Below are 16744 nucleotides of genomic sequence, written 5' to 3'. Positions count from 1 at the left end.
CACCAGACTGCAAACAGAACTAGAACACGTACTAGTTCGAAGGGATCCGTTCGGAGGAGAGGACCCGCACCCATGGCCGCCGAACCCGTGATCGTCGAAGCCGTACGTACCCCCATCGGCAGGCGCGGCGGCGCGCTCGCCAATCTGCATCCCGCCTATCTCCTGGGCGAGACCTACCGTGAACTCCTCGGCCGCACCGGCATCCCCGCCGACTGCGTCGAACAGATCGTCGGCGGCACGGTCACCCACGCCGGCGAGCAGTCCATGAACCCCGCCCGCACCGCCTGGCTGACGGTCGGCCTGCCCTACGAGACCGCCGCGACGACCGTCGACGCGCAGTGCGGTTCCTCCCAGCAGGCCTCGCACATGGTCGCCAACATGGTCGCCGCGGGCGTGATCGACATCGGGATCTCCTGCGGTGTCGAGTCGATGTCCCGGGTGCCGCTGGGCTCCGGTTCGAAGCACGGGCCGGGCAAGCCGTTCCCCGACGAGTGGAACGTCGACCTGCCCAATCAGTTCGAGGCGGCGGAACGGATCGCCCGGCACCGGGGACTCACACGCGAGAACGTCGACTCACTGGGGCTGATCTCCCAGGAACGGGCCGCCGTCGCCTGGGCGGAGGAGCGGTTCAAGAAAGAGACCTTCGCCGTCCAGGTGCCGACCACCGAGGACGAACAGCGGGCCGGACAGGGCATGTGGCGCCTGGTCGACCACGACGAGGGCCTGCGCGACACGTCCATGGAGGCGCTGGCCCGACTCAAGCCCATCATGCCCACGGCCATCCATACGGCGGGCAACTCGTCCCAGATCAGCGACGGTTCCGCCGCGATCATGTGGGCGTCCAAGCGGATGGCCCGCGCGCTGAAGCTACGGCCCCGGGCGCGGATCGTCGCCCAGGCGCTCGTCGGCGCCGACCCGCACTTCCACCTCGACGGCCCGATCGACGCGACGCGGGCGGTGCTGGGGAAGGCGGGGATGTCCCTGAAGGACATCGACCTCGTCGAGATCAACGAGGCCTTCGCGTCCGTGGTGCTGAGCTGGGCCCAGGTCTTCGAGCAGGACCTGGAGAAGGTCAACGTCAACGGCGGCGCCATCGCACTCGGGCACCCGGTGGGAGCCACCGGGGCCCGGCTCATCACGACGGCACTTCATGAACTGGAGCGCGTGGACAAGGAGTTCGCGCTGATCACCATGTGCGCGGGCGGCGGCTTGGCCACCGGCACGATCATTCAGCGGTTGTAGAGGCCCAGTTCACGAAGGTGGTGAAGCTGGCGGGGTCGAGGGTGAGGATCGGCCCCGCCGGGGTCTTCGAGTCGCGGATGGCGACGGTGGTGCAAGGGGTTTCGGCGACTTCCACGCAGTCGCCCCCTTGGTCGCCGCTGTATCGCGACTTGCGCCAGGCCAGGGCGCCGAGGGGCGCGCATTCGACGCATTCGCCGCCCTGGTCGCCGCTGTAGCTGGACTTACGCCAGTTGCTCTCCATAACGGTCCTCCATCACGCGTCGGATCAACTCCGCCGAGTCCTTGAGGGATAGAGCGGCGGCCCGAAGATGATCGTAACGGAGCGAACAGTCCCCGACAGTGTCCGGGTTCGCGGTCGGATGTCCGCTGCCGTACCCCTCCGTGTAGACGATGGGTGGGTCGCCGGCGAAGCGGAAGAGGGTGAATGAGCCTTGCAGCCCGGCGTGAGCCCCCGCGGAGAACGGCAGTACTTGGATGTTGATCCGAGGATTGCCCTCGAAGGCCAACAAGTGGGTCAGTTGGCCCCGCATGGTTTCCTTGTCGCCGATCTCCTGGCAGAGTGCCGCCTCGCTGATGACCAGCCAGCACACCGGTGGCGCGGCCTTCTCGAAGATGCGCTGACGGGCAAGCCGCACCGCGGTGCGGTCGTCCAGGTCTGTCTGGTCCAGTGCGCCGAGTACGCCACGAACGTACGCGTCGGTCTGTAGGAGACCGTGGATCATGTGCGACTGGAACGTACAGATCTCGGTCGCCCGTGCCTCCAGCTCCGCCACCTGCCTGAACCACGCCGGAAGTTGGCTCCGCAACACCAGCTCCACCAGTCGGGACAGCAACCCGTCCGACCCCAGCGCCGCATCCGCCCGCTCGCTGAACTCCGGCGTCGGGACCTTCCGGGCCGTCTCGATCTGGCCGACCAGCGACCCCGTGTAGTTGAGGATGTCCCCGAGCTGCTTCTGCGTCAGGCCGGCGGCTTCCCGCAACCTCCGCAACTCGTAGCCGTAGTAGTCGAGCGGCGAGGCGCCCGGGTCAAGGACGTTGATGTGCGTCACGAACGGCCCTCACTCCAGAACGGGTTGTATTCGACGTGTAGCCCACGGTAGTCATGCGAGGTCACGCTCGTCTCGTGAACGCATACATTCCCCAGTACCGCCTGACCCTCACGGCGGGCGCGCACTCGGCCCGCCACATCCGCCGTATCGTCCGGTCGCTGCTGGACGAGTGGGAGCTGCCGGAGCTGTCCGACGCCGTGGAACTGGGCGTGACGGAGCTGGTGGCCAATGTCGTACGGCATGTCCCGGACCGCAGATGCGCGCTGGTGGTGCTGCGGTTGGGGGCCGGGGTGCGAGTGGAGGTGGCGGACGGCTCGCCCGAACCGCCGTACCCGTCGGGGGAGTTCGCGCCGGACGGCGAGGGTGGGCGCGGGCTTCTGCTGCTGGAGGCGGTGGTGGACAAGTGGGGGGTGGGTCCCAGGCCGGGCGGTGGGAAGACGGTGTGGTTCGAGTGCGCGGCCGCCGTCAGGCCGTCATGTTGACCGCTGCGATGCCCCTCTCGGTGGTCACGTACACGTAGCGGGCGCCGACCACGGGCTGCGCGGCGGGTGAGAGCGGCAGGTCGGGGAAGGTCAGGACGCGGGCGCGTCTGCCGTCGGGTTCCAGCAGGTACAGCGTCCGGCCGAGGATCGCGTGGACGAGGTTGTCGTTCACCGTCGGGGCGCTGTACTCCTCGGGGTCGCCGGAGCCCCGGAACTCCCAGGCGGTGGAGCCGTCGTCCGGGTCGAGAGCCACGAGCGCCCCCTCGGCCGTGGTGACGGCCAGGCCCTTGAAGGCGACGAACGGGTTGGCGTCCCCCAGCCCGGTGTGCGTGGCGCCCCACAGCAGGCCCCTGCCCTCCGCGCTGAACCCGAGCACGGAGTAGGTGCCGGAGGTCCCGGCGACGAGGGTCCCGTCGACCAGCGCGGGGTGACCGACCGGAGCGTCCACGTGGGACGTCCACAGCCGCTGACCGTCGTAGGCGCTCACGGCGGTCAGCGACCTGCGGGTGCTCACGTACACCACGCCGTCCGCCACCATGGGCCGACCGGTCAGCGGATACGGTGTCCGGGCGTGCCAGGCCAAGGTCCCGTCGGGCCGGTAGGCGCGGACGGAGCCCGAGACCGAGTCGGAGTGGGCGTCGGTCGACACCAGTACCAGGTCGCCGGCCTGCACGGGCACGGGATCGTACGACTCCTTCGCCCCCTTCGTTTCCTTCGCCTCCTTGTCGAACGCGCGCTCCCAGCGCAGGCGCCCCCGTGGATCCACCGCGCAGAGTCGGCGGCCGGACCGGGCCAGGCAGCGGATGCCGTCGGTCAGGACGACGGGCGTTCCGACCACCCCTCCCAGCTCCGTCCTCCACAGCTCGGTACCGGCGCCGCCCACGGACACGGCGTGCAGGGCCCCGTCCAGGCCTCCGGCGTAGACGACGTCGCCGTGGAGCGAGAGCGCGACGCCCGGACCCGCCGCGACACCGCCCGTGTCGTAGGTCCAGGCCACCACGGCGCGCTCCGGCGGCGCCACGGGGGCGGGGCGGGGTGGGGCGCTGCCGTCGATGGCCTGGTCGGGGGCCCCACCCTCGCCGCCCTCGCCGTCCCGGTCGCGCAGCCACAGCCAGCCGCCCGTTCCGGCCCCGACGGCGACCAGCGCCCCGGCCCCGAGGCCCAGTAGTAGGCGGCGCCGGGAGGGGGCGGCGGGTGCGGAGGGTACGGGCGTGGGCTCGTCCGTGAACCTCGGCGAGACCAGGTACTCGACCCGGCCGGTCCAGCCCTCGGCCTCGGTGTCGCGGTCGGGGAGCTGTCGCTCGCCCTGCTCGACGGGGCCGATGCCGGTGGCGGTACCGGGGGTGAACCAGCCCGGACGCAGGCTCGCTCGGAGCGACGCCGGGGTGTGCCCGGTCGCCGCGACCACCTCCGCGGGGGTGGGGCGCGTGTCCGGGTCCTCCCGCAGGCAGGGCTCGACCAGCCACCGGATGCGCTCCGGTACGCCGGACAGGTTGACGTGGCGGTCGAGGGCCACCGTGTCCGTGCCGCCGGCGGCGTACGCGAGGACCGTGCCCAGGGCGAACACATCGCCGGGCGGGCCGACTCGGCCGGTGCCGATGGCTATGCCGACGTCAATACCGACGTCGATGATCTGGGGTCCGTCGGCCGCCAGCAGGATGTTGGACGGCTTCAGGTTCCCGTGCACCAGCCCTCCGGCGTGGAGCGCGGCCAGGGCCTCGCCCACCGTGGCGGCCAGCAGCCGCACCGCGTACTCGGGCAGCGGGCCGTGGCGGAGGACGGCGTCACGCAGGTTCGGCCCGGCCACGAACTCCGTGGCGATCCACGGCCGTTCGGCCTCGGTGTCCGCGTCCAGGACTCGCGCGGTGTGTGTCCCCGGCCCGCCGACACCCCACACGGCCCGCACACCCTGGCGGAACCGTGCCCGGAAGGTCGGGTCCCTGGCGTACTCGGCGCGTACCACCTTCACGGCCGGCGCAAGGCCGCCGCGGGGCGACTCGGCGAGATACACCTCGCCCAGCCGCCCGGCGCCGAGCCTGCCCAGGACCGTGTAGGGCCCGATCCGCCGAGGATCGCTCTCACGCAACGCCTGCACTTCGAAATCCCCCTGTCGAGAAGGAGCGTATCCGCCTGATATGTGCCGGGACAGCCCCTGGTTGTTGAGGACTGTTTAAGGCTTGCCTTATATAAGTGAGGGGTGTCATAGTCGCCCTGTGCACGCCTTCGACGTACTGGGGGATCCGGTCAGGCGCCGGATCCTGGAGCTGCTCGCCTCCGGTGAGCGGGCCTCGGGTGACATAACCGCTGTCGTCCGGGAGGAGTTCGGGATCTCGCAGCCGGCCGTGTCGCAGCATCTGCGGGTGCTGCGGGAGAGCGGGTTCGCGTCCGTGCGGGCGGAGGGGACCCGGCGGCTCTACGCCGTCGAGGCCGAGCCGCTGCGGGAGGTGGACGCCTGGCTGGAGCGGTTCCGCGGTTTCTGGGAGCAGCGGCTCGACGCGCTCGGGACGGAACTCGCGCGGGGCAAGCGGCAGCGCAGGCTGAGCCAGGAACGCGACAAGGAAAGTGACAAGGGAAGTGACAAGGGAAGTGAGCGGGAATGAGTGACATCGTCGACGAGATCAACCGTATGCACCGGGAGACCGGCACTCGCCAGGTCGCGTCGGGACAGGCCCGCTCGCTGCTGATGCGGCGCACCTACGACGCCGAGGTCGCCGACGTGTGGGACGCGGTGACCTCGCCCGAGCGGATCGGCCGCTGGTTCCTGCCGGTCAGCGGCGAGCTCAAGCTCGGCGGCCGGTACCAGTTGGAGGGGAACGCCGGGGGCGAGATCCTCGCCTGCGAGGCCCCCACGCTGCTGCGGGTGAGCTGGCTGTACGGCCCCGACCCCGGCTTCAGCGAGGTCGAGCTGCGGCTCGCGCCGGACGGCGAGGAGCGGACCCTGTTCGAGCTGGAGCACGTGGCCGTCGTACCGCCGGAGTTCTGGGGGCAGTTCGGGGCGGGCGCGACCGGTGTCGGCTGGGACCTCGGCCTGGTGTCGCTCGACCGGCATCTGCGGGGCGAGGACATCGACGCGAAGACCTGGGAGGGCAGCCCCGAGGCCAGGGAGGGGGCGGAGCGCAGCGCCCGTGCCTGGGGCGAGGCGTCCCTCGCCGCGGGCGATCCGGCCGACGAGGTCGCCGCCCAGGTCGCCGCGACGACGAAGTTCTACACGACGGGCTGAGGTTCGTACTGCCTGAGTGTCATGACGTTCTGCCTGAGTGTCACGAGGTGAGCGCGGTCGCGACCCGGGCGACCATCTGCTCGGGTGTGGTCAACGGGGTCGGGGTGTACGACAGGACGAAGCCGAGCCGTCGGTCACGTGTGGCGAAGGCGCGGGTGCGGTAGCCGTACACCTCGCCGGTCTTCCCCCAGAACGTCACGCCGTTGACCGTGACAGTCTGGAGGCCCATGCCGTAGCGGGCGGGCCCGCCGTCGAGCATGCGGACGTCGCCCGGGGGCAGGGAGCAGAGCTTGTCCATGGCCTCGGGTGGCAGCAGCTCGCCGCTGAACAGGGCCTGTTGGAAACGGACGAGGTCGTCGACGGTGGAGACCAGGTCTCCTTCGCCCCGGCTGCCGGAGGTGTTGTAGACGGTGATGTCCTCCAGGGATCCGTCGGTCATCCGCAGATAGCCGTGCACATGCGGCCCGTGCAGCCGGGGGTCCTGCCCCGGAGTCAGCGTCCGGGCCAGACCGAGCGGCCGCAGGATCCGCTCGGCGATCACCTCGCGGTACGGCCGCCCCGTCACCTCCTCGGCGAGCAGGGCGAGCAGGACGTAGTTGATGCCCCGGTACTCCTGCTTCGTGCCCGGCCGGAACTTCAACGGTCCGTGCGTCGCCGTCCGCACCCACTCCCTCGGCGTCCACCGGTCGAAGCGGTGCCGCAGGACGCCCTCCGGCGTGCTGGTGTCCGGGATGCCCTGGTGATCGGGCAACCCGCTGGTGTGGTGGAGCAGGTGGGCGACGGTGATCCGGCGGCCGAAGTCGCCGGGCAGCAGCCCCGGCAGATACCGAGCGAGCGGCGCACCGAGCTCCACCCGCCCCTCCACCCACAACTGGAGAACCGCGGTCGCCACGAACGCCTTGGTGACACTCCCCGCGCGGAACCGGTCACCGGGGCGCGGTGCACGGCCGCCGGCGAGATCGGCGACCCCGGCGGTGCCGTACCAGCTCTCCTGCCCGTGGAAGGCGTGCAGTTGGGCGGAGATGGCGTGCGGGTGGGAGAGGTCGGAGATCGCGGACTGTAAGGCGCGGGTGTCGAGGAGAGGGCCGGCGGTGCGCTCGGCTGCCGATGCCCTGGTCGCCGTACCGCCGACTCCCAAGCCGAGAGCCGTGACGGCGGCGGCCCTGTGGATCAGGGAGCGCCGGGAGAGATAGGAGAGATAAAGGGATGTTGGGGATGCCATGTGAGCGATGGTGTCGTCACCACCTGTTTCGCTCATCAGGGATGTCCCCCACGAACCCCGGAACGCAGCCCGCACCTCTCCCGGATCAGAGGTGTGATCTCCCGGATCAGACGTGCGACGGGCAGAACTCGGCCTTGACGGCCGCGTCCTCCAGTCGCTGTTCGCCCCAGTCTCCGTTGCGGTTCATGGTCATGACGCGGCGGCCGTCCGCCGTGGCGAGTGTCCGGGTCGCGGAGCCGGGGATCATGCCGCCGTGGCCCCACGCCCAGCAGCCCTCCCCGAGTTCGAAGTGCCGTATGCCGAGGCCGTACAGGTCGTTCGGACCTCCGTGCCCCTTGTCCCCGTCGACGGGGACCGCGTCGAGCAGTTGCCGTTGCTGGGCGGGCGGCAGCACCTTGCCGGCCAGCAACTGGGAGAGGAAGGTGTTCACGTCCTCGGTGGTCGAGATCATCTGCCCGGCGGAGAAGGCCACCGTGGGGCTGAACTCGGTGACGTCGCGCACCTTGGCCTGCGGGCCGTCCTCGAAGAGCGTGGAGTAGTGCGTCGCGTGCGGTGCGGGCAGCTCGGGCGAGAGGTCGGGCACGCTCGTGCCGTGCAGGCCCAAGGGAGCGATGACGAGGCGCTCGACGGCCTGTCGGTAGGTGCGGTCGGTGGCCTTCTCGATGACCATGCCGGCGAGGATGTAGTTGGTGTCGGAGTAGTCCCACCTGCCGGGTTTCCCGGGCCTGCTGCCCTGCTCCGGCTGGAAGGCGGGCGTGTGGGCGAGTGCGATGTCCACGAGTTGCTCCGGCGCCCACCTGACATGGCGGTTCCGGTCGAACTCGTCCCCCGCGTACCGGGCGCGGAAGCCCTCGTCCATGTTGTAGTCGAAAACACCGCTCGTGTGGTTGAGCAGGTGCCGCAGGGTGATGTGCCCCGGCCGGTAGCCCTTTCCGTGCAGCACCCCGGGCAGCCATTCCGCCACGGTGTCGTCCAGGGACAGCTTTCCCTCGGCCTCCAGCTTGAGCAGCACCGTGGCGGTGAAGACCTTGGTCACGCTGGCGATACGGAACCTGTCGTGGACGCTCCGCGGCCGCTCGGAGGCCAGGTCCGCGACACCGGCCCGGCCGTTCCACTCCCCGTGCCCGTCCCGCACCTGGGCGATGACACCGGGGGTGCCCTGCGCGACGATCTCGTCCAGCACGGCCTGGGTCTGTGCGTGGGGGGTCGGGTGCTTCAGGGGTAACCGGGGCGGGGAGTGGTCGGACGGACCGGCCTGTGCGGCGGTGCCGGTGACGGCCGCGGTGGCGGCGAGTGTCGCCAGGACGACGGCGACGGCGGCGACGGACGGACGGCGGAATGACTGCTGACGGCGGAATGACTGTGGTCGGCTCATGAGAACAGCTCACCAAGCGGCCGAACCGTGCACATCGGGAACCACCCGGAAACGGATCGGGGACATGTCCTAGGGGCGGCGGGGGTCGCGGACTACTCCCGTCCCGAGGTCACCACCGCCGGGACCCCGACCGTCAGGGTCGCGACCAGCAGCGGGATGCCCAGCCCGTGGTGGAGCACCAGCCAGGCGCCGAGGACCGCGCCGCCGACCATCGCGATCGCCGAGGCCGCGCGGCGCGGGGTGTGGGTGCCGGTGCCGCCGCCCGCGCGGGAGTCGGCGGCCAGGCCGGTGAGGGTCATCGTCAGGACGGTCGTGGTGAGGTCGGCGATGCCCAGGCGGCGGACGGTCGCGTTGCGCAGGCCCATGGCGAAGGCCGTGACGACGATGAGGGCGTAGACGGTGGTCGTCGCGTGGGGCGCCGCGAAGGCCGTCGCCGCGCACGCGCCCAGCAGGACCGTCTCGACGGCCAGGGTGCGCCGGACCCAGGTCCGGCGGGAGCCGGTGCCGTGCCGGACCGCGACCCGGCCGCCGACCACCGCGCCCACCAGGTAGCACCCCAGCGAGGCCGCCGCGTGCGGCACCGAGAAGCCCGGCGCTCCGGCCGCGGCGAAGCCCAGCACCACCACGTTGCCGGTCATGTTCGCGGTGAAGACATGGCTGAGCCCGAGATAGCTCACCGCGTCGATCAGCCCACTGACCACCGTCAAGGCCAGCAGGACGAGTACGAGCCGCAGCCCGCGCTCCTCATGTCCCTCGCGGCCCTCGGGGACGTCGTCGGCCTCGGAGCTCTCGGCTGTGCTCATGTGACGATCTCCGGTCGGTGGGTCGTCCGGACGGGCATGGTGTGGCGTGGGCCAGTGCATCACAGGCGGGTAAGACGAAGGCGGCGGCCCGGGGATCGTGGGCCGCCGCCTTCGCGACAGAGGGTGCTGGGAGGGGTGGGGCTCAGTACCAGCCGTTGGCCTGCCAGAACGCCCAGGCGGCCGTGGGGCTGCCGTAGCGGGAGTTCATGTAGTCGAGACCCCACTCGATCTGGGTCTCGGCGTTGGTCTTCCAGTCGGAGCCGGCGGCGGCCATCTTGGAGCCCGGGAGGGCCTGGACCAGGCCGTAGGCGCCGGAGGAGCTGTTCGTGGCGTCGACGTCCCAGCCGCTCTCGTGCTCGACGATCTTGCTGAACGCGGCGTACTGGGCGTCGTTCGGGATCAGCTTCTGCGCGATGGCCTTGGCCTCGGCGGAGGAGTCGGTGGTGGCCGCCTGAGCGGGCGCCGCGGTCAGGACCAGGCCGGCGGTGGCGGCGGCCATCGCGACGGTGGTGATGGCCTTCTTCGGGGAAGCGATGCGGCGGACGATGCGGGAGACGGACACGGAGAACCTTTTCTTCGGGGACAGGGGCGTCGCGTGCAGACCCGGGGGACATGCGTGGGCGCCGAGGCCCGTGGGGCACGTCGGCGCCGTGCGACGTTGTCCAGAGAAGCAGGCTCGGGAAGTGTCCGCAATGACCCCTTTTACTAGTTGTGGTCGCATCTCGGGGTGGGGTGGTTCGTGTGAGACAGGTCTCAACGTGCAGGTCAGGTGGGGTGTGGGGAAGGTTGAATGTCTGACTTGTCCTACTGTTCCCGGTAGTAGGTGATGTGGGTCATGTGGGGTGCTTCACCGTTCGCGGGCGCTCAGGGGCCTCGAATGTGACCTGGGCCTCGAAGGCGGCCCGGCGGGTGGCGCGCCGCAGGGCCTTCAGGAGGGTGCGGCCGAGCGTGAGCGTCAGGACGACGGTGACCAGCGCCCGGCCCAGGTCCCAGCCCAGCGAGGTGGCCACGCAGTACGCGAGGAAACGGGCCAGGTTGGCGGGGACGGCCGCGTCCGGGTCGAAGGCGACCGACGAGGCGAGAGTGCCCATGAAGGGCCAGCCGGCCAGGTTCATCACCGTGCCGTAGACGAACGCGGCGACGAAGCCGTAGCCCGCGAGCATGACGAGTTCCGTACGGCCGCGCAGCCGGTCCGGGCCCGGCAGCAGACCCGCGCCCATCGTGAACCAGCCCATCGCCAGCATCTGGAACGGCATCCACGGCCCCACCCCGCCCGTGAGCAGCGCCGACGCGAACATCGTCACCGAGCCGAGGACGAACCCGAAGCCGGGGCCCAGGACCCGGCCGCTCAGCACCATCAGGAAGAACATCGGCTCGATCCCGGCCGTCCCGGCGCCGATCGGCCGCAGCGCGGCCCCCGTCGCCGCCAGCACGCCCAGCATCGCCACCGCCTTCGGGCCGAGCCCCGACTCCGAGATCGTCGCCGCCACCACCGCCACGAGGAGGACCAGCAGGCCGGCGAAGAGCCAGGGAGCGTCCGCGGCGTGGGCGCCGATCTGGGAGTCCGGTGGCGCGAGGAACGGCCAGCCGAAGGCCCCGACGCCCACCGCGCTGACCAGGGCGAGGGCGGCGACGGAGCGGGGGCCGAGGCGGACGGCACGGGCCTGCGGGGCCGACTGCGGGTCGGTGCGCGCCTTCACGACAGTGCGTGCCTTCACGACAGCGCCTCCCGCACCTGCGTGACCGTGAGCCACTTCTGCGGCGCCAGGATCTTGGTGACCTGCGGGGCGAAGGACGGGGACGAGACGACCACGTCCGCCGTGGGGCCGTCGGCGATGATCTCGCCCTCCGCGAGCAGGACCACCCGGTGGGCGAGCTCGGCCGCCAGCTCCACGTCGTGCGTGGCCAGGACGATCGCGTGCCCCTCGGCCGCCAGTCCCCGCAGAACGGTGACCAGGCGGGCCTTCGCCGCGTAGTCCAGACCGCGGGTCGGCTCATCGAGCAGCAGGAGGGGCGGGCGGGCCGTCAGGACCACGGCGAGCGCGAGGGCGAGGCGCTGGCCCTCCGAGAGGTCGCGGGGGTGGGTGTCGTCCGTGACACCGGGGAGCAGTTCCGTGACGAGGGCTCGGCAGGTGCCGGGCGCTGCGCTTGCGTCGCGGTCGGCTGCGGCGCATTCGCCGGCGACCGTGTCGGCGTAGAGGAGGTCACGGGGTTCTTGGGGGACTAGGCCGACCTTGCGGACGAGGTCCCGGGGTGGGGTGCGGTGGGGTGTGGTTCCGCCGGTTGTCACGGATCCGGTCGTTGGTTCCAGCAGGCCTACGAGGGTGGAGAGGAGGGTGGATTTGCCTGCGCCGTTGCGGCCCATGAGGGCGATGGTCTCGCCGGGGGTGATGGTGAGGTCGATGTGGCGGAGGGCGTGGGTGTGGGCGCGGGTGAGGGAGAGGGCTTGGGTTTCGGCCGCGTGGGGGGAGGTGGTGGTGGGGGCGGGTTGGGGGGTGCGGCGGAACCAGCGGCGGGGGGTGGGGGCGCCTAGGAGGGTGGGAGGTGCGGTTGTGTGGCGGGTGCGGGATTGTTGTGGCTGGTCGCGCAGTTCCCCGCGCCCCTGAGGGGGGAGGGCGTCCCGTTCCTCCAGTTGTTGGCGTAGGGCCACCGCCCGTCGCCTTGCGTCGCGGACCGTCAGGGGCAAGGGACTCCACCCCGCCAGTCGCCCCAAGGCCACCACCGGGGGATACACCGGGGACACGGCCATGATGTCCGCCGGCGTGCCGAGGAGCGGGGGCTCGCCCGGAGACGGGAGGAGGGCGACCTGGTCGGCGTACTGGATGACGCGTTCCAGGCGGTGTTCGGCCATGAGGACGGTCGTGCCGAGGTCGTGGACGAGGCGTTGGAGGACGGCGAGGACCTCTTCCGCGGCGGCCGGGTCGAGGGCGGAGGTGGGTTCGTCGAGGACGAGGACCCGGGGGTGCGGGGTGAGGACGGAGCCGATGGCGACGCGTTGCTGCTGGCCGCCGGAGAGGGTGGCGATGGGGCGGGCGCGGAGGTCGGCCAGGCCCAGCAGGTCCAGGGTCTCCTCGACGCGGCGGCGCATCACGTCCGGGGCCAGGCCCAACGACTCCATGCCGTAGGCGAGTTCGTCCTCGACGGTGTCCGTCACGAAGTGGGAGAGCGGATCCTGCCCCACCGTGCCCACCACGTCGGCGAGTTCGCGCGGCTTGTGGGTGCGGGTGTCCCGGCCGGCCACCGTGACCCGGCCGCGCAGGGTGCCGCCGGTGAAGTGCGGGACGAGACCGCTGACGGCGCCGAGGACGGTGGACTTGCCGACCCCCGACGGGCCGACCAGCAGCACGAGTTCACCCTCCGGGACCTCGAAGTCGACGCCCTGGACGGTGGGTTCGGTGGCGCCGTCGTACGTCACGGAGACGTTCTCGAAGCGGATCACGACGGCTGCTCCTTGGAATCCTTGGTATGAGCAGGGGAAGCGGGGGCGAGGAACGCCGGCAGCAGGCCGAGGAGTACGGCCGCCGCCGGCCAGAGGGGGAGGGCGGGCGCGACGAGGGGGACCACGCCGGGGTGCAGGGTCCCGGGGTCGTAGGAGGAGGCCAGGACCATGAGGACGGCGACCGCCGCGCCCGACCCGGTGACCAGCCAGGCGCGAACGTCCCAGTGGTCCGGACGGTAACGGGTGCGCGGGGAGCGGCGGCCGCCGAGACGCAGGCCCGCGAGCGCGGCGGTCAGCCCGGCCAGGAGGACGGGGAGGCCGTAGGTGCCGCCCTCCGCGGTCAGCAGTCCGTACGTTCCCGCGCAGACGCCGAGCAGACCGCCGAGGGTGAGCGCGGCGGTCGTACGGCGGACGCGGGCGGGGACGTCGGCGGTACGGCCGTAGCCGCGGGCGTCCATCGCGGCGGCGAGGGAGACCGAGCGCTCCAACGCCCCCTCCAGGACCGGGAGTCCCACGTGCAGCAGGCCGCGGATGCCCCGGTCCGGGCGGCCGCGCAGGCGGCGGGCGGCGCGCACGCGCTGGACGTCGACGATGAGGTTCGGCGCGAAGGTGAGGGCCACGACCACGGCCACCCCCATCTCGTACAGGGCGCCCGGGAGGGACTTCAGGAGGCGGGCCGGGTTCGCGAGGGCGTTCGCCGCGCCCACGCAGACGAGGAGCGTGGCCAGCTTCAGGCCGTCGTAGAGCGCGAAGAGGACGCCCTCGGCGGTGATCGTGCCGCCCAGGCGGATGCCCTGGGCCCAGTGCGGGAGGGGGACTTCGGGAAGGGTGACGATCACGTGTGTGCCGGGGACGGGGGAGCCGAGCAGGACGGCGAAGCCCAGGCGGATGAGCAGGACGGCCAGGGCGAGCTTGACGAAGGCGATGTAGGAGTGGGCGGTGGGGGTGTCGGGGCGGCACGTGGCCACGACGTACGCGGAGACCGCGAGGAGGAGGCCGAGGATGAGGGGGTTGGTGGTGCGGGTCGCGGCGGTGCCGAGGGCCAGCGCCCAGAGCCACCAGGCGCCGGGGTGCAGGGCGGGTGGTCGGGGGCGGGTCGGGGGTATCCGGCTGGCGGGGGCTGCGCTGGCGGGTGCCGTCCTGGCGGGTGCTGCCTCGGTGGTACGCGGGGTGGAGGGGTGCGCGGCGGAGGAGTGCGCGGTGGTGGGCTGGGCACCGGAGGGTTGCGCGCTGGAGGGTGGCGCGGCGGAAGGTTGCCCGTCAGAGGGTTCCGCGGCGGAGGGGTGCGAGGGGGTGGGCTCGGTGCCGGACGGCGGTGCGGTGGTGGGCTGGGCACCGGAGGGTTGCGCGCTGGAGGGTGGCGCGGCGGAAGGTTGCCCGTCAGAGGGTTCCGCGGCGGAGGGGTGCGAGGGGGTGGGCTCGGTGCCGGACGGCGGTGCGGCGGTGGGCTGGGCACCGGAGGGTTGCGCGCCGGAGGGCGGCGCGGCGGAAGGTTGCCTGCCGGAGGGTTCCGCGCCGGAGGAGTGCGTGGCGGAGGAGTGCGCGGTGGTGGGCTCGGCACCGGAGGGTTGCGCGCCGGAGGGCGGCGCGGCGGAGGGCGGCGCGGCGGAAGGTTGCCCGTCAGAGGGTTCCGCGGCGGAGGAGTGCGTGGCGGACGAGTGCGTGGTGGTGGGCTCGGCACCGGAGGGTTGCGCGCCGGAGGGTTCCGCGGCGGAAGGCTGCCCGCCGGAGGGCTCCGCGCCGATGGGTTCCGAGCCGGAGGGTTCCGCGCCGATGGGTTCCGAGCCGGAGGGTTCCGCGCCGATGGGTTCCGAGCCGGAGGGTTCCGCGCCGATGGGTTCCGAGCCGGAGGGTTCCGCGCCGGAGGGTGGTCCGGCGGATGGCTGCTCGGCGGCGGGGCGCGGGGACCTATCGCGCATGCCTGCGACGCCTCGCCTGCCATGCTGCCGCGCCGCCCAGCACCGCGACCGCGGCGACCCCCGCCCACAGGCCCACCGAAGGGCCGTCGTCCGAGCCGTTCCCCCGCTTGCCGGTGGCCGCGGGCTTCTTTCCCTCCGCGACCGGCTCCCCGCACCCCTTCTCCGGATACCCCGAGATCGCGCACAGCAGGGCGTTGGTGTCGTAGCGGAGGGGCTTGGCGACGGAGGCGAGGGCCTCGGCGGTCGTGGCGTCGGGGGAGACGACCGCGCAGGCCCTGCGGAGGGCGGGCGGGGTCTCGCCGGAGGGGGAGTCCTGCGCGGTGCCGAAGTCGATGACCAGGGCCACCCGCTTCTTGCCGTCCTGGGCCGGTGTCCCGGAACAGATCGTGGGGAAGCCGGCCGTGCCGCGGGGCCTGGTCGCGTCGCCGGAGTCCTCGCTGAGGGCGAAGCGGAAGCCCTGGACGGTGCCGTCGGCGGGACGGGTGGTCGAGGGGCCCTGGGTGGCGTAGACCCACCGGCCGCCGTCGCGCTCCCAGAAGGACCAGTAGCGGTAGTCGGCGGCCTGGGCGTGGCCGCCGGTGAGCCCGACCAGCAGGAGCGCGACCAGGGCGGGCAGCAGGGTGGCGGCACGGCGAGGGGTCACGGCTGCTGCCTCTTGTTGCGGCCGCTGATCAGGAAGCCGATACCGGCCCCGGCGGCGAGGCCCACGCCGACCATCCACCAGACACTGACACCGGAACCGTCGGAGTCCGAGCCCGAGCCCGAGTCCGAGCCCGAGTCCGAGTCCGAGCCATCAGTTGACTTGCTCGCCGCCTGCGGAGCCGGACCCGTCGCGTTGAGCTGCTGCACCAGGTCCGTGCCGCCGAAGTCACGCGGGTCCGTGCCGGTCGCGTGGGCGGCGAGGATCAGTTGGGCGTAGGCGGCGGGGCCGCTCTGCTTCGCCCAGGCCGCGGAGTTCTTCTCCAGCCACGCCAGCGGCTCGGCCGCCCGCTCGGCCCCGCCCTGCGCGGCGAGCGCGACGACGGCGTCGGCGGTGTTGCCGTAGTCGGGCTGGTCGGTGGAACCGGGCAGCGACGACATCAGGTGACCGTTCTTGGCGAGGGCCTTGGTGAGGTAGGCGGCACCGTTGGCGGCGATCCGCCCGGGGCTGGGGTCGCACTCCGCCGCCTCGGACCGCTCACCCGGCTCGACGACCATGCCCTTGCCCAGCGCCCCGAGCACCCCGGCCGCCGTGGCGTCCGCGTTGGCGACGAGCTTGCCCGCCCTGTCCGGCTGGAAGGCGAAGGCACCTCCGTCGGCACCGTCGCACGGCTTGGCGAGCTTGCCGAGGGCGTCGAGCGGACTCCGCCCGCCCTTGCGCACCTCGGCCGGCTTCTCCCCTACGGCGGCCAGGGCGCCGATGACGACGGAGGTGGAGTTGGTGTCACTGGCGCCGCCGGGCGCGTAGCCCCATCCGCCGTCCTTGTTCTGCGCGGACTTCAGCCAGGTGACGGCCTTGGCGGTGGCCGAGTCGTGGCCGCCGAGCGCGGCAAGGGCCTGGACGGCGGCGGCCGTGCTGTTGGTGTCGACCATGGTTTTGGCGTCGCAGGGCCGGTCCGGGGCGGCTCGGTAGGCGGCGAACGCCCCGTTCGCGCACTGCTGCCCCGTCAGCCACCGCACCGCTCCCGCCGCCGGCCTCACCCCCACCGCGTCCTGGGCGAGCAGGGCGAGCGACTGGCGCCAGACCCCGTCGTACGTCGGATCCGCGCTGCCGTACAGCCCGGACGGGAGCGTCGGGGACGCGGAGGGGGACGGGCTGGCGGCGACGGCGGGCGCGGCGGCACCGCCGAACAGGGCGGTGGCGGCGGCCAGGGCCGCGGCGCTGCGGCGGACGTTCATGATCGGCGGGTGCCTCTCCTGTGGAGAGCCGGGCAGCACGGGACACCCCCGGGCGGCTCGGCTCCGTATCCCTCGACGGTGCCGCACACCGGCCGGTTGCCGGTGCACGTGAGCC

16 protein-coding genes are annotated in these 16744 nt (G+C 72.3%); 4 read left to right on the top strand and 12 right to left on the bottom strand.

Annotation, left to right across the window (positions count from 1 at the left end):
* Nucleotides 1-72 precede the first annotated feature (72 nt).
* On the top strand, nt 73-1242 hold the full coding sequence (locus tag K4B79_RS15130) for a steroid 3-ketoacyl-CoA thiolase (protein ID WP_232027095.1): 1170 nt from the start codon (nt 73-75) through the stop codon (nt 1240-1242).
* On the opposite strand, the gene K4B79_RS15125 is transcribed toward K4B79_RS15130, so the two are convergent.
* Both K4B79_RS15125 and K4B79_RS15120 read right to left on the bottom strand, forming a co-directional pair.
* Nucleotides 1226-1483: a DUF397 domain-containing protein gene (locus tag K4B79_RS15125; protein ID WP_232027094.1), complete on the bottom strand. Its 258-nt coding sequence runs from the start codon at nt 1481-1483 to the stop codon at nt 1226-1228. The two genes, K4B79_RS15130 and K4B79_RS15125, sit on opposite strands and share 17 nt — an antisense overlap.
* Nucleotides 1464-2291: a helix-turn-helix domain-containing protein gene (locus tag K4B79_RS15120; protein ID WP_232027093.1), complete on the bottom strand. Its 828-nt coding sequence runs from the start codon at nt 2289-2291 to the stop codon at nt 1464-1466. Before K4B79_RS15120 ends, K4B79_RS15125 begins: the two co-directional genes overlap by 20 nt.
* Before the next feature lie 74 nt (nt 2292-2365).
* On the opposite strand from K4B79_RS15120, the gene K4B79_RS15115 reads away from it, so the two are divergent.
* Nucleotides 2366-2773, top strand: coding sequence for an ATP-binding protein (locus K4B79_RS15115; protein ID WP_232027092.1), 408 nt, complete (start codon nt 2366-2368; stop codon nt 2771-2773).
* On the opposite strand, the gene K4B79_RS15110 is transcribed toward K4B79_RS15115, so the two are convergent.
* Entirely contained in the window at nt 2757-4868 is a 2112-nt protein-coding gene (locus tag K4B79_RS15110) for an outer membrane protein assembly factor BamB family protein (RefSeq protein WP_232027091.1), read from the bottom strand. The two genes, K4B79_RS15115 and K4B79_RS15110, sit on opposite strands and share 17 nt — an antisense overlap.
* A gap of 118 nt (nt 4869-4986) precedes the next feature.
* Between K4B79_RS15110 and K4B79_RS15105 the strand changes: the two genes are divergently transcribed.
* Both K4B79_RS15105 and K4B79_RS15100 read left to right on the top strand, forming a co-directional pair.
* The gene (locus K4B79_RS15105) at nt 4987-5373 is read left to right on the top strand and encodes an ArsR/SmtB family transcription factor (RefSeq protein WP_232027090.1); all 387 of its coding nucleotides are present in this window, start codon (nt 4987-4989) and stop codon (nt 5371-5373) included.
* Nucleotides 5370-5993, top strand: coding sequence for an SRPBCC family protein (locus tag K4B79_RS15100; RefSeq protein WP_232027089.1), 624 nt, complete (start codon nt 5370-5372; stop codon nt 5991-5993). The genes K4B79_RS15105 and K4B79_RS15100 overlap by 4 nt, the downstream gene beginning before the upstream one ends.
* A gap of 40 nt (nt 5994-6033) precedes the next feature.
* Here the strand turns inward: K4B79_RS15100 and K4B79_RS15095 are convergent, their stop codons facing one another.
* From K4B79_RS15095 to K4B79_RS15055, 9 genes are all read right to left on the bottom strand, one after another.
* A complete protein-coding gene (locus K4B79_RS15095) occupies nt 6034-7215 on the bottom strand; it encodes a serine hydrolase domain-containing protein (RefSeq protein ID WP_232027088.1) in 1182 nt (393 codons plus the stop codon).
* A gap of 106 nt (nt 7216-7321) precedes the next feature.
* On the bottom strand, nt 7322-8590 hold the full coding sequence (locus K4B79_RS15090) for a serine hydrolase domain-containing protein (protein ID WP_232027087.1): 1269 nt from the start codon (nt 8588-8590) through the stop codon (nt 7322-7324).
* Between the two features lie 92 nt (nt 8591-8682).
* Nucleotides 8683-9393 (bottom strand): YoaK family protein, encoded by a 711-nt coding sequence (locus K4B79_RS15085; protein ID WP_232027086.1) that lies wholly within the window; start codon nt 9391-9393, stop codon nt 8683-8685.
* Between the two features lie 142 nt (nt 9394-9535).
* Nucleotides 9536-9955, bottom strand: coding sequence for a transglycosylase SLT domain-containing protein (locus K4B79_RS15080; RefSeq protein WP_232027085.1), 420 nt, complete (start codon nt 9953-9955; stop codon nt 9536-9538).
* Nucleotides 9956-10226: 271 nt separating this feature from the next.
* Nucleotides 10227-11111, bottom strand: a complete 885-nt coding sequence (locus K4B79_RS15075; RefSeq protein ID WP_232027084.1) for an ECF transporter S component — start codon at nt 11109-11111, stop codon at nt 10227-10229.
* Nucleotides 11108-12832 (bottom strand): ABC transporter ATP-binding protein, encoded by a 1725-nt coding sequence (locus K4B79_RS15070; RefSeq protein WP_232027083.1) that lies wholly within the window; start codon nt 12830-12832, stop codon nt 11108-11110. The genes K4B79_RS15075 and K4B79_RS15070 overlap by 4 nt, the downstream gene beginning before the upstream one ends.
* Complete coding sequence (locus K4B79_RS15065; protein WP_232027580.1) at nt 12829-13938, bottom strand: energy-coupling factor transporter transmembrane component T; 1110 nt, start codon at nt 13936-13938, stop codon at nt 12829-12831. Before K4B79_RS15065 ends, K4B79_RS15070 begins: the two co-directional genes overlap by 4 nt.
* Before the next feature lie 802 nt (nt 13939-14740).
* Nucleotides 14741-15394 (bottom strand): SCO2322 family protein, encoded by a 654-nt coding sequence (locus K4B79_RS15060; protein WP_232027082.1) that lies wholly within the window; start codon nt 15392-15394, stop codon nt 14741-14743.
* Nucleotides 15391-16629: a prenyltransferase/squalene oxidase repeat-containing protein gene (locus tag K4B79_RS15055; protein ID WP_232027081.1), complete on the bottom strand. Its 1239-nt coding sequence runs from the start codon at nt 16627-16629 to the stop codon at nt 15391-15393. The genes K4B79_RS15060 and K4B79_RS15055 overlap by 4 nt, the downstream gene beginning before the upstream one ends.
* Between the last annotated feature and the right edge of the window lie 115 nt (nt 16630-16744).

The organism is Streptomyces lincolnensis (assembly GCF_021173675.1).
In the GTDB taxonomy this organism is placed as follows: Bacteria; Actinomycetota; Actinomycetes; order Streptomycetales; family Streptomycetaceae; genus Streptomyces; species Streptomyces lincolnensis_B.
The sequence above is the reverse complement of the archived record's forward strand: the minus strand, read 5'-3'. Positions and strand labels throughout refer to the sequence as shown.

Coding starts and splice junctions, on each gene's coding strand:
- K4B79_RS15130 (WP_232027095.1), top strand. CDS start 73: ATGGCCGCCGAACCCGTGATCGTCGAAGCCGTACGTACCCCCATCGGC.
- K4B79_RS15125 (WP_232027094.1), bottom strand. CDS start 1,483: ATGGAGAGCAACTGGCGTAAGTCCAGCTACAGCGGCGACCAGGGCGGC.
- K4B79_RS15100 (WP_232027089.1), top strand. CDS start 5,370: ATGAGTGACATCGTCGACGAGATCAACCGTATGCACCGGGAGACCGGC.
- K4B79_RS15095 (WP_232027088.1), bottom strand. CDS start 7,215: ATGGCATCCCCAACATCCCTTTATCTCTCCTATCTCTCCCGGCGCTCC.
- K4B79_RS15090 (WP_232027087.1), bottom strand. CDS start 8,590: ATGAGCCGACCACAGTCATTCCGCCGTCAGCAGTCATTCCGCCGTCCG.
- K4B79_RS15085 (WP_232027086.1), bottom strand. CDS start 9,393: ATGAGCACAGCCGAGAGCTCCGAGGCCGACGACGTCCCCGAGGGCCGC.
- K4B79_RS15055 (WP_232027081.1), bottom strand. CDS start 16,629: ATGAACGTCCGCCGCAGCGCCGCGGCCCTGGCCGCCGCCACCGCCCTG.